The 12,464-nt window shown below is 69.4% G+C and carries 8 protein-coding genes, 5 pseudogenes and 1 riboswitch; of the genes and pseudogenes, 11 read left to right on the forward strand and 2 right to left on the reverse strand.

Going from position 1 to position 12,464, the window contains the following annotated elements:
* Positions 1–201 (reverse strand): annotated as a pseudogene (locus tag ACFV4K_RS30575) (citrate/2-methylcitrate synthase); the annotation flags it as partial.
* Here ACFV4K_RS30575 and ACFV4K_RS30580 point away from each other — a divergent pair.
* The 8 genes and pseudogenes from ACFV4K_RS30580 to ACFV4K_RS30615 form a co-directional block, all read left to right on the forward strand.
* A pseudogene (locus ACFV4K_RS30580) lies at positions 196–753 on the forward strand (short-chain fatty acyl-CoA regulator family protein); the annotation flags it as partial. The pseudogenes ACFV4K_RS30575 and ACFV4K_RS30580 sit on opposite strands and share 6 nt — an antisense overlap.
* Before the next feature lie 151 nt (positions 754–904).
* A pseudogene (locus ACFV4K_RS30585) lies at positions 905–1,078 on the forward strand (DUF4158 domain-containing protein); the annotation flags it as partial.
* Between the two features lie 408 nt (positions 1,079–1,486).
* On the forward strand, positions 1,487–1,879 hold the full coding sequence (locus tag ACFV4K_RS30590; RefSeq protein ID WP_379279606.1) for a ricin-type beta-trefoil lectin domain protein: 393 nt from the start codon (positions 1,487–1,489) through the stop codon (positions 1,877–1,879).
* A gap of 559 nt (positions 1,880–2,438) precedes the next feature.
* A riboswitch (cobalamin riboswitch) is annotated at positions 2,439–2,592 on the forward strand.
* Between the two features lie 39 nt (positions 2,593–2,631).
* Complete coding sequence (locus tag ACFV4K_RS30595; protein WP_379279599.1) at positions 2,632–2,847, forward strand: CbtB-domain containing protein; 216 nt, start codon at positions 2,632–2,634, stop codon at positions 2,845–2,847.
* A 22-nt stretch (positions 2,848–2,869) separates the two neighbouring features.
* Positions 2,870–3,676: a CbtA family protein gene (locus ACFV4K_RS30600; RefSeq protein ID WP_379279600.1), complete on the forward strand. Its 807-nt coding sequence runs from the start codon at positions 2,870–2,872 to the stop codon at positions 3,674–3,676.
* Complete coding sequence (locus ACFV4K_RS30605) at positions 3,673–4,245, forward strand: histidine phosphatase family protein (protein WP_379279601.1); 573 nt, start codon at positions 3,673–3,675, stop codon at positions 4,243–4,245. The genes ACFV4K_RS30600 and ACFV4K_RS30605 overlap by 4 nt, the downstream gene beginning before the upstream one ends.
* Positions 4,246–4,267: 22 nt before the next feature.
* Positions 4,268–5,065: an IclR family transcriptional regulator gene (locus tag ACFV4K_RS30610; protein WP_379279602.1), complete on the forward strand. Its 798-nt coding sequence runs from the start codon at positions 4,268–4,270 to the stop codon at positions 5,063–5,065.
* Positions 5,066–5,135: 70 nt separating this feature from the next.
* Positions 5,136–8,492, forward strand: a pseudogene (locus ACFV4K_RS30615) (NAD-glutamate dehydrogenase); the annotation flags it as partial.
* 4 nt (positions 8,493–8,496) lie between these two features.
* On the opposite strand, the gene hutC reads toward ACFV4K_RS30615, so the two are convergent.
* The gene (gene hutC / locus ACFV4K_RS30620) at positions 8,497–9,252 is read right to left on the reverse strand and encodes a histidine utilization repressor (protein ID WP_379279608.1); all 756 of its coding nucleotides are present in this window, start codon (positions 9,250–9,252) and stop codon (positions 8,497–8,499) included.
* 197 nt (positions 9,253–9,449) lie between these two features.
* Here hutC and hutU point away from each other — a divergent pair, with 197 nt between their 5' ends.
* The 3 genes and pseudogenes from hutU to ACFV4K_RS30635 form a co-directional block, all read left to right on the forward strand.
* Positions 9,450–11,120, forward strand: coding sequence for a urocanate hydratase (hutU, locus tag ACFV4K_RS30625; protein ID WP_379279604.1), 1,671 nt, complete (start codon positions 9,450–9,452; stop codon positions 11,118–11,120).
* 6 nt (positions 11,121–11,126) lie between these two features.
* Complete coding sequence (gene hutI / locus ACFV4K_RS30630; protein ID WP_379279605.1) at positions 11,127–12,314, forward strand: imidazolonepropionase; 1,188 nt, start codon at positions 11,127–11,129, stop codon at positions 12,312–12,314.
* A pseudogene (locus ACFV4K_RS30635) lies at positions 12,311–12,464 on the forward strand (formimidoylglutamase); the annotation flags it as partial. The gene hutI and the pseudogene ACFV4K_RS30635, both read left to right, overlap by 4 nt.

The raw sequence follows: 12,464 nt of genomic DNA on the forward strand, positions 1-12,464 counted from the left end.
CGCCACGACCGGTCGTGGCGGGACGCCGACGTATTCGCTCAGCGGCCGTATCAGGGCGTTGGATTCGCTCTGCTCGATGATGTGGGCGGCCCAGCCGGTGACGCGGCTCATCACGAAGATCGGGGTGAACGCCTCGATGTCGAAGCCCAGCAGATAGTAGGCGGGGCCGGTGGGGAAATCGAGGTTGGGCCGGATGCCCGCTACGACATCGAACTGCTCGACGCCACCTTCGAGGTCGGCTTCGAGACCGTCTGCCACCGCCTGTCGACCCTGCAGCGGCCCGGCAAGCGCGGGGTGCCGTTCTTCCTCGTCCGCACCGATCGCGCCGGGAACATCTCGAAACGCCAGTCCGCCACCGCCTTGCACTTCTCCCGGGTGGGCGGCAGCTGCCCGCTGTGGGTGGTGCACGACGCGTTCTCCACGCCGGGCAGCATCCGCACCCAGATCGCCCGCATGCCCGACGGCCGCAACTATCTGTGGCTGGCGCGCACCACCGACGAGAAGACGCCCGGATACCTGTCGCCCACCCGGGATTTCGCCATCGGGCTGGGCTGCGACCTGACCTACGCGGACAAGCTGGTGTACTCGCACGGCCTGCCCGTCGACGACCCGCGCACGGCGGTGCCGATCGGCGCGGGCTGCAAGGTCTGCGAGCGCACCGACTGCGCGCAGCGCGCGTTCCCGCAGCTGGGTCGTCCGATCCGGGTGGACGACAACAGTTCCCGGACCATCCCCTACGCGCCGATCACCTGACCGGGCGGCCGGGGCGCACCGCGTTCGTTCGCAGAGCGTGCGGCACGCCCCGGCCTTCGGCTACGGCGTGTGTGGTCCAGTTGAGCGGAAACTGGCGCTTGAGGGTGCGGTGACCGAAACGCTTTGCGGTGGAGGCCGATGCGCTGAATCGATGGGCGCGTGGTGGTTGCATGTCGGGTTGTGGGTGATGAGGGCCGGGCCGGATACGACCAGTTCGGTGTGTTGTCGGCGGGTCGAGCTGGAGCGGTTCTTTCATCTCGATAACACCGATCGGGAGCTGATCGCGGCCCGTCGGCGGGATTCGAATCGGCTTGGATTCGCGTTGTGCGGGCGGTCACGAACACTGGGCCCCGGCACCGATGCTTCAAATGCCCTGCGGCCGAGCACATCATCCATGCCTACCCTTTCGTAAAACGACGATGCCCGACATTGTCGGGTGCGATCGGGCGGGCCGGGCGCATGAGGTTGTTAAGGATCTTGAAAGCTGCCCTGGATACTATTCGCTTCGCGTCGGACGGAAGATGTTCGACTACAACGGAAGTCGCTCCGGGGTGTTGGATGCGACGCGGAGGGGAACGATATGAAGAAGCCGCTTGTTACTCGAGTGGGTCAGTCGGCGGACGGTCCGTCGGCGCAGCGAGGGAGTCGGCAGCCGGTGCGTTTGCTCGGGGGCGGAGCCGCGCTGGCCGCCGCGGCAATGGTGATTTGCGCGCCGTCGGCCTCGGCGGCGAGTATGACGCTGGTCAATGGGCTTGTTCAGGGCACATGTTTGGACGCGCAGACGATGGACGGCGTCACACTCACGGGGGTCGCTCAGGTCATCACCTGCAATAGTGGACCCGCGCAGCAGTGGATCAGTGGATCCTTCAACAGTCTGCGCAACGGCCTCAATCCCGGCATGTGCCTGGACGCGCAGACAATGGACGGCGTCTCGCTGACGGGAGTCGCTCAAGTCATCCCGTGCAACGGCGGCCTCGCACAGCAGTGGTTCACCGGCCCCGGCAACACTCTCCACAACGGCGTCGACGGAGCCATGTGCCTGGACGGCCAAACCCTCGAGGGCAGAACCCTCACGAGCGTCGTTCAAGTCATCCCCTGCAATGGCGGACCCGCGCAGCAGTGGTGACCGCGTGCTGCACCCTAGGGTCGAATGCACCATGGGCACATACCGATCGCCGGTAGTGGTCAGAATGCTCGGGGTGGTCTCGCGGACAAGACTCCGGTGCCGGTGAGGCAATGGAAGCGACTAGCACACCAGGCATTCAGGGGGATTCGACCGTGCTGAACAGTTTCCGGACACGCTGGGGCTGGAAAATACGTGGTGGGGTCGCTGTCGGCCTGGTACCGGCGCAGCCCCTCGTCGGACGCCCGAGCGTCTTTGGCGAGGCTTCGGACCGAGGTATGGCCGGACAACTTCATCAACACCGGTGTGGACGCGCCGTCCTCGGCGGCGTGGGTCAACCGGGAATGTCGCAGCTGATGCAGGACGTGAGGGCCGTCGTCGTAGTGCGCGGTGTGGGTTTCGAACAGTTCGGCCGCGCGCCGGTAGGACAGCCGGACGGCGCCGGTCTGCGGGCTCCTCGACTCCACCTCCGGCGAACCAGTTACGTTGGCGAATATAGCCCAGCGACAGCGCGATCCCCGCACGCGCGGCGGCATCCCATCAGGTGGTCGACCCGGGCGAGCGGATTGACCAGCGGCGATGCGCTTTCGTATGGTTGATCGACGATGTCATGAGGAATCCGGTGCAATGCCGGAACGGTCGCGCCACTGTGAGCAGCCCGGTCTCCCCGCGAGCCGGATGCGAGTCAGACCCTCACATCGTCGGTTCGATCGGCAACGGGGACGCGGAATCCCCCTGACTCAAAGGAGTCCTTCGTGGCTACCTCTTTCGCTCCTCGCTCCGGTCTCGGCAGCGGCGCGCTCTCCATCCCCACGACCGCGCTGTGGCTGGTCGGCACCACCCTGCTGGCGCTGCTGGCGATCTACTTCATCGGTATCGATCAGGGTGCGGTGTCGGTGTTCGGCAGCGACATGCACGTGCACGAGTTCGTGCACGACGGCCGGCATTTCCTCGGGTTCCCCTGCCACTAGCACCGGGAATCGAGTAACCACAATGGAAAAGCGAATCATCGGCCGAGGGGTCCTGCTGGGAGCCCTCGGCGGATCGCTGGCGTTCGTGTTCGCCCGGATCCTGTCCGAGCCGATCATCGATCGCGCCATCGACTTCGAAGAGGGCCGCGACCACGCGCAGATGGCGCTGGACCAGGCCGCCGGGAAGCCCATGGACATGGACCACGGGGCCGAGCTGTTCACGCGCGCGCAGCAGCAGAATGTCGGGCTGGGCTTCGGGGTGATCGTGTTCGGCGCCGCGCTGGGCGCGCTGTTCGCGGTCGTGTACTTCCTGGCGCTGCGCAAGGCGGGCAAGATCTCGCCGCGCAATCTGGCGCTGCTGGTGTCGGGCGGCATGTTCCTGGCGCTGTACGCGGTGCCGTTCCTGAAGTACCCGGCCAACCCGCCGTCCGTCGGGAACCCGGACACGATCGAGGAGCGCACGGCCCTGTACCTGGGCCTGATCGCGATCAGCGCGGTCGCGCTGGTCGCGGCGATCTGGCTCGGCCGCAGGCTGACCGCGCGCGTGGACACCTGGACCGCGGGGGTGGCCGCCGCGGCCGGTTTCGTCGTCGTGATGGGCGCGCTGCTGGCGCTGCTGCCGTCGTTCCACGAAGCGCCGGAACCGCTGAAGGACGCGGCGGGCACGATCGTGTTCCCGGGCTTCCCCGCCGACGACCTGTACCACTTCCGGCTGTACGCGTTCGCCGCCCAGCTGCTGGTGTGGGCGGTCATCGGGGTCGGATTCGCCTGGCTGGCGCCGCGCCTGCTCGGCGACCGCTCCCCGGCCGCGCCCGCAGTGGCGGCATGAGCGCTGTCACCCGTCTCACCCTGGTGACGCACGCGATCACCGAGGCCGTGCAGTCCGCCCGCTTCCCGGTCGACGAACCGCTCAACCCGCTCGGGTCGCGGTCGGTCGAGCAGGCGGGCGGGCTGCCCGGCCCGGAGCCCGCGACGGTGCTGTTCGCCCCCGAGCTGCGGGCCGAACAGACCTGCCGGGCACTGGGATTCACCGGGACCCCGGAACCCGCGCTGCGCGACCTGGACCACGGCGACTGGGCCGGTCGATCGATGGACGACCTCGCGTCCGAGCAGCTGATGGGCTGGCTCACCGACCCGGGCTTCCGCGAGCACGGCGGCGAATCGATCACCGGATTGATCGACCGCGTCGGCGACTGGCTGCGCGGTCTGGCCGGGCGCGGCGACCGGATCGTCGCGGTGACGCATCCCGCGATCGTGCGGGCCGCGGTCCTGCGCACCCTCGACGCTCCCCCGGAGTCGTTCTGGCGCATCGATATTCCGCCGTTGAGCGCGACCACCCTGCATCAGCGCGGCCCGGCGTGGACGTTGCGCGCGACCGCGCACGAGCTCGCGGACTGACTTCGCTGGCAGAATTCGGGGAATGGCGCAATCCTCGGGTTCGACCACCTCTCCGGCCGTCGGCCGGGCGCTCGACATCCTCGTCCGGCTGGCGCACGGCCCGGGACCGGTCCGGGCAGCGGTGCTGGCCCGCGATCTGGGGCTGCCGCGCTCGTCGGTGTACCACATCCTGTCAGTGCTGGTGGACCGCGGATTCGTGGTCTATGTACCGGGTGACCAGGCCTACGGGCTGGGCGTGACGTCCTTCGAGATCGGTTCGGCCTATCTGCGGCACGAGCCGCTGGAACGGCTGGCGCAGCCGATCCTGCACCAGCTGGCCCGGCAGCTCGGGCAGGCGGTGCATCTGGGCATTCTGCACGGCAACGAGACGGTCTACCTCCTGAAGGAACGTCCCGGCTCGGGTCCCGCGGCGGAGGTCTCGCTGATCACCGATATCGGGGTCCGGCTGCCGTCGCACCTGACCGCGAACGGGCGCGCGATCCTCGCCTCGCTGCCGGACGCGCAGGTGAAGGCGTTGTACGCCAAGCGTTCCGACTTCCTCACCCGCACCGGACGCGGACCGCGGTCGCTGACCGAGCTGCGGCGCGATCTGGACGAGGTGCGTGCCCGCGGCTGGGCCGAGGAGGTGGAGCTGGTGACGGCGGGCCTGCGATCGGTGGGCGCGGCGGTCTTCGATCACAACAGCCGTCCGGTGGCGGCCCTGAGCACCACCTGGCGGACGCTGTCCAATCCCGAGCCGGAGGTGGTGGGGCAGGCGGTGCGGTGGGGCGCCGAGCGCCTGACCTCGCGCATCGCCGGTCAGGTGCCCGTCACGCCCTGACTCGGCGGCACCCTTGTGAGACCACTCACATTGGTTGTATGTTGTTGTATAGACAACCGCCGCACCGGGGAGATTTCCGACGATGACGCAGGACTGGGACGATGCCCTCCACGCCCGAATGGCAGCCGAAGCACCGGCCACGGCCTACTCCCACTCCCTGCCCGAGTGGTACAAACACGACTTCGGCCCCGACCGCGCCGCCGCCGACATCGCCCGCATCGAAGCGCTGCGACCGGAGTCGTTCGACGTCGCCCTGCACGCGCCCACCGGACGAGCACGCGGACGATTGCGGCTCACCCTCTACATCGCGGGGGCGGCCGTCTCGCTCAGCCGCATCCTGCCGGTCATCCAATCCCTCGGCGTGGAAGTCCTCGACGAACGGACCTACCCGCTCGACGATTCCACCGGGAACCAGTGCTGGATCTACGACTTCGGGCTGGCCTTCGACGGCGAGCCGACGGCGGGCGCGGAACCGAACGCCCGCTTCACCGCGGCCTTCGCCGCCACCTGGCGCGGCGACGCCGAGAGCGACGCCTTCAACCGCCTGGTCCTGAGCGCGGGGCTGGCCTGGCGTCCGGTGTCCATCCTGCGCGCCTACGCGAAATACCTGCGCCAGAGCGGATTCCCCTACAGCCCGGAACGGATCGCGGAAGTCCTCGCCGCACACCCCGATTCCGCGCAACTGCTGGTCGAGCTGTTCCACGCTCGGTTCGCGCCGGACACGCGCAGCGCAGCCGCCGAAGCCGAACTGACCGATCGCCTGAACGAGGTCATCGGCCGCGTCGTCGGGCTCGAAGCCGACCGCATTCTGCGCGCCCTCACCACCCTCGTCCGAAACACCCTGCGCACCAACTACTTCGTGCGTGACGGCCGTGCCGAGGTGCTGTCATTCAAACTGGACCCGCAGCACATCGGCGAACTCCCGCAGCCCAGGCCACGATTCGAGATCTTCGTCTACTCACCCCGGGTCGAAGGCGTGCACCTGCGGTTCGGCGCGGTGGCGCGCGGCGGCCTGCGCTGGTCGGACCGCAAGGAGGACCTGCGCACCGAGGTGCTCGGGCTGGTCAAGGCCCAGGCGGTGAAGAACGCCGTCATCGTGCCGGTCGGCGCCAAGGGCGGATTCGTCGTCAAACAGCCCCCGCGCCCCACCGGTGACGACGCGGCCGACCGCGCCGCACAGCTGGCCGAGGGTATCGCCTGCTACCGACAGTTCATCGCCGGACTGCTCGACGTCACCGACAATATCGACGCGGCGACGGGTTCGGTGCTCCCGGCCCGCGACGTCGTCCGCCACGACGGCGACGACACCTACCTGGTGGTGGCCGCGGACAAGGGCACCGCGACCTTCTCGGATATCGCCAACGAGGTCGCGGCCGGCTACGGCTTCTGGCTCGGCGACGCGTTCGCCTCGGGCGGGTCGGTCGGCTACGACCACAAGGCGATGGGCATCACCGCCCGCGGCGCGTGGGAGAGCGTCGAGCGCCACTTCCACGAAATGGGCCGCGACACCAGGACCGCCGATTTCACGGTGGCCGGCATCGGCGACATGAGCGGCGACGTCTTCGGCAACGGGATGCTGCTCAGCGAGCACATCCGGCTGGTCGCCGCGTTCGACCACCGGCACATCTTCCTCGACCCGCGACCGGAGGCCGGAGTCTCCCACGCCGAACGCAAGCGCCTGTTCCAGCTGCCCCGCTCGTCCTGGGCGGACTACGACCGCGACCTCATCAGCACCGGCGGCGGGGTCTGGCCACGCACCGCGAAGTCCGTGCCGCTCGGCCCGGAAGTTCGTGCGGCACTGGGACTTCCGGATTCGGTCAGCTCGGCCGCACCGGACGAGGTGATCCAGGCGATCCTGCGCGCACCGGTCGACCTGCTGTGGAACGGCGGCGTGGGCACCTATGTCAAGGCGACCGCCGAGTCCCAGGCCGACGTCGGCGACAAGGCCAATGACGGCGTGCGGGTGAACGCCGCCGACATGCGGGCCACCGTGGTCGGCGAGGGCGGCAACCTCGGATTCACCGCCCCGGCCCGCGTCGAATTCGCCCGTGGCGGAGGCAGAATCAATACCGATGCCTTGGACAACTCGGCCGGCGTCGACTGCTCCGACCACGAGGTCAATATCAAGATCCTGCTCGACGGCATGATGTCGGCCGGGCGCCTCGATCGCGGCGGACGCGACCGGCTACTGGCGGACATGACCGGCGAGGTCGGCCGGATGGTGCTGCGGGACAACCGTTCCCAGAACCATGTCCTGGGCGTGAGCCGCGCCGACGCGGCCGCCCGGATCGCGGTGCACACCCGCATGATCGCGCGACTGGAGGCCCGGCGCGGACTGGTCCGCTCCCTGGAGGCGCTGCCCGACGAGACCGAACTCGCCCGGCGCGCCGACAGCGGGCACGGCCTGACCTCCCCGGAATTGGCGACCCTGTTGGCGCACGCGAAACTCGCGATCAAGGAGGAACTGCTCGCGGGCGACCTGCCCGACGACCCCGCCCTGCACGATCACCTGCTCGACTACTTCCCCGAAACCCTGCGAGAACGCTTCGGGGACAGCGTGTCCGAGCATCCGCTGCACCGTGAGATTGTGGCGACCCAGCTCGCCAACGACGTCGTCGACCACGGCGGAATCAGTTTCGTGTTCCGGTTGGGCGAGGACTCGGCGGCCGTGGGCCCGGATGTGGTGCGCGCCTACCTGATCGCCGCCCGGGTGTTCGGGCTGCACCGCCTCTGGGCCGATATCGCCGACGCCGGTCTCCCGGCGGCAGTGACCAACGGTCTCGTCCGAACCACTCAGCGGGTACTCGACAGAGCGGTGCGGTGGCTGCTGGCCCACCGCCCGCAACCGCTCGACATCGACTCCGAGACAACCAGATTCGCACCGCGACTGGCGGCGCACGCGCGCCTGGTCCCGGACTGGCTGCGCGACCGCGAACTGGCCGACCTGCACGACCGGATCGCCGGGTCGGTCGACGCCGGAGTGCCGCGCGACCTGGCCACCCGGGTGCATCTGCTGCTCGACCAGTTCGGGCTGCTCGACATCATCGAGGTCGCCGACGCGGGCGGTCACGACCCGGCCGACGTGGCCGGGCTGTACTACGCGCTGAGCCAGGACCTGGGCACGGTACGCCTGCTGCAGTCGGTGTCACGACTGTCCACCGCGGACCGCTGGAATTCGATGGCCCGCCTGGCCCTGCGCGACGACCTGTACGGATCCTTGCGCGGATTGTGCCTGGCGCTACTGGCCGACCGGCCCGATCCGGCCGAGCCCGCGGCCGACACCATCGCCCGGTGGGCGGCCCGCAACGCCACCCGGATCCAGCGCACCCGGTCCACCCTCACCGAGATCGACCGCGGCCCCACGGCCGATGTCGCCGCCATGTCGGTGGCGGTGCGTCAGATCCGCAGCCTGGTCCACACGGCCTGATCCGTCACGACCCCTGCACGTCGAAGGTTCCCGCGAGCCGGTAGCGGGAACCGGGGTGCAGCAGCCGAGCCGCGCTGACCAGCCGGTCTTCGGACCAGGTCCGGCGGCGGATCAGCAGGCACGGTTCCGTCTCGTCGAGCCCGAGCAGCGCGCACTCGTCGGCGGTCGGCAGCACAGCTTCCACGACATGCTCGCCCCGGCCGAGCGGGGCCACCGTCACCAGATAGGTGTTGGGCGTCGTGGTGGTGAAGTCCTGTTCCAGATAGCGGGGCGCGAGTTCGGGATTCACGAAGCGGTCCTCGAGCTGGATGGCCAGGCCGTCCTCGAAATGCACCAGCTTCGAATGGAATACGGTGCTGCCCTCTTCGACCCCGAGCTCCTGGGCGATCGCTGGGTCCGCCACGCGCTGCTCCAGCGACACCACCTCGGCCCGGTGCCCGTGTCCGCGGTCGTGGATCTCGTCGGCGATATTGCGCACCTCGACCAGCGCCGAGCTGACCTTGCGCCCGGCCACGAAGGTGCCGACGCCGATCAGCCGGTCCACCAGCCCGTCGGCGCTCAGTTCACGCAGCGCGCGATTGATCGTCATGCGTGACAGCCCCAGCGCACCGACCAGCTGATTCTCCGAGGGCAGCAGCTCGCCCTCACGCCAGCGGCCCGCCACGATCTGTTCCGCGATCATGTCCTTGACGCGCTGATACGCCGGGGCCGCGCCGTGGCTGCGAGCCGCGTACAGCGCCGCGATATCCACCTCGTCCATGGCCACATTCGTCACCTGTTCCACATCCTGCCCATCGGTGGACACCCGCACGTTCGGGACCGAGTGTATCGGCGCGGATCCGGGCAGCCGCGACCGTCAAGTGTCTGAGATCCGAGAATCCTGGCCGCCGACGCTGTTCCAGGCCTCGAATCCGGAGTGTTATGGGCATCACCACCAGTCAGTACACAGGAGTCCCGATGACCACCAACACCCCGTCCGGCCCCCGCCCGGTCCGCGCGCCGCGCGGCACCGAACTGAACTGCCTCGGCTGGCAGCAGGAGGGCGCCCTGCGCATGCTGATGAACAACCTCGACCCCGAGGTCGCCGAGCGCCCCGACGATCTGGTCGTCTACGGCGGCACCGGGCGCGCGGCCCGCAGCTGGGACGCCTACCACGCCATCGTACGGACCCTGAAGACGCTGCAGGACGATGAGACCCTGCTGGTCCAGTCCGGCAAGCCGGTCGGCGTCATGCGCACCAGCGAATGGGCGCCGCGGGTGCTGCTGGCCAACTCCAACCTGGTCGGCGACTGGGCCAACTGGGAGCTGTTCCGCAAGCTCGAGGCCGAGGGCCTGATGATGTACGGCCAGATGACCGCGGGCTCGTGGATCTACATCGGCAGCCAGGGCATCCTGCAGGGCACCTACGAGACCTTCGGCGCGGTGGCGCGCAAGCGTTTCGGCGGCACCCTGGCCGGCACCATCACCCTGACCGCCGGCGTCGGCGGCATGGGCGGCGCGCAGCCGCTCGCGGTGACCATGAACGACGGCGTCGCGATCTGCGTCGACGTCGACGTGACCCGCATCGACCGCCGCATCGCGCACGGCTACCTCGACGTCAAGGCCGAAAGCCTCGAAGCCGCACTGGAATTGGCGATCCAGAAGCGCGACGCGCGGGAACCGCTGTCCATCGGCGTGGTCGGCAATGCCGCGGAGATCTTCCCGCGCCTGCTCGCCATGGGCGCGCCGATCGACATCGTCACCGACCAGACCTCCGCCCACGACCCGCTGTCCTACCTGCCGCTGGGCGTCGACGTCACCGACTGGCACCGGCGCGCCGCCGAGGATCCCGAGTGGTTCACCACCGAGGCCCGCAAGTCCATGGCCACGCACGTCGAGGCGATGGTCGGGTTCATGGACGCCGGCGCCGAAGTGTTCGACTACGGCAACTCCATCCGCGACGAGGCCCGCAAGGGCGGCTACGAGCGGGCCTTCGAGTTCCCCGGTTTCGTGCCGGCCTACATCCGGCCGCTGTTCGAGGAGGGCCTGGGCCCGTTCCGCTGGGCCGCGCTGTCGGGCGACCCGAAGGACATCGCCGCCACCGATCAGGCCATTCTCGACCTGTTCCCGGAGAACGAGCACCTCAAGCGCTGGATCACCATGGCACAGCAGAAGGTGCACTTCGAGGGCCTGCCCGCACGCATCTGCTGGCTCGGCTACGGCGAACGCCACCGGGCGGGACTGAAGTTCAACGAGATGGTCGCCTCCGGCGAGCTGTCCGCGCCGCTCGCCATCGGCCGCGATCACCTGGACTCCGGTTCGGTGGCCTCCCCCTATCGCGAGACCGAGGCGATGGCCGACGGCTCCGACGCCATCGCCGACTGGCCGCTGCTCAACGCGCTGGTCAACACCGCGTCCGGGGCCTCGTGGGTGTCGATCCACCACGGCGGCGGCGTCGGCATGGGCCGGTCCATCCACGCCGGTCAGGTGTGTATCGCCGATGGCACCGAGCTGGCCGCCCGCAAGCTCGAGCGGGTACTGAGCAACGACCCCGCCATGGGCGTGATCCGCCACGTCGACGCCGGCTACCAGCACGCCGCCGAGGTGGCCGCGACCCGCGGCGTTCGAATCCCGATGCAGGAGAACTGAACCCACATGCGACACGAATCCGGGCAGTGGACGGTCGTCGACAATATCGGCGCGCTGGTCACCAATGATCCCGAGCTCGGCGCAGGACCGCTCGGCGTGCTCCGCGATGCCGCGGTGGTGCTCGGCGACGGCCTGATCCAGTGGGTCGGCCCGCGGGCCCGCCTGCCCGAGGGCAGCGCCGGGACGCGGGTGGACCTGGAAGGCCGCGCCGCCCTGCCCGGATTCGTCGACAGTCACGCCCATCTGGTGTTCGGCGGGGAACGGTCGGCGGAGTTCGCGGCCCGCATGACAGGCGCGCCCTACGGCGCGGGCGGCATCCGCACCACCATCGCCGCCACCCGCGCCGCGACCGACACGACCCTGGACGCGAACATGGCCCGGCTGGTCGCCGAGGCCGCGCGGACCGGCACCACCACGATCGAGTCCAAGTCCGGCTACGGGCAGACAGTTGCCGACGAGTTGCGGAGCCTCGAGGTCATCGCCCGGCACACACCGGAGACGACCCTGCTGGCCGCGCACGTCACCCCGCCGGAGTTCGCCGGGCGCAGCGACGATTACGTGCGGCTGGTCATCGACGAGATGATCCCGGCGTGCGCGCCGCACGCCAAATGGATCGACGTCTTCTGCGAGGAGGGCGCCTTCGACGCCGACCAGTCCCGGGCGGTGCTCGAGGCGGGCATCGCCGCCGGGCTCACCCCGCGGGTGCACGGCAACCAGCTCAGCTACGGCGCCGGCGTCCGGCTGGCCGCCGAGCTGGGCGCGGCCTCGGTCGATCACGTCACCTACACCACCGACGAGGATGTCGAGGCGCTGGCGGCGAGCAGCACGGTCGCGACCCTGCTGCCGGGAGCCGACTTCTCCACGCGCAACAAGTATCCCGACGCCCGCGCCCTGCTCGACGCGGGCGTGACCGTCGCATTGGCCGCCGACTGCAACCCGGGAACCTGCTACACCACGAGCATTCCGTTCTGTATCGCACTGGCCGTGCGCGAAATGCACATGAGCCCGGACGAAGCCGTGTGGGCGGCCACCGCGGGCGGCGCGGCCGCATTGCGGCGCAACGACATCGGTCATATCCGGGTCGGTGCGCGCGCCGATCTGATCGCACTGGACGCACCCTCGCACCTGTATCTGGCCTACCGGCCGGGTGTGGCGCTGGTGCGCGAGATCTGGAAGGACGGCCACCGGCTATGACCGCTGTCGATCACCCGCCCGCCCCCTGGTCGGGGCGCGACGACGGCCCGGGCGCCGCCCATCTGCGCTGGCACAGCGCGATCACTCCCTACTCCCCCGAAACCCCTTCCGGAGCAAGCGTTCTGGTCGGCTTCAGCAGCGATGAGGGGG

It is taken from the genome of Nocardia sp. NPDC059764 (genome assembly GCF_042732555.1).
Classification (GTDB): Bacteria; Actinomycetota; Actinomycetes; order Mycobacteriales; family Mycobacteriaceae; genus Nocardia.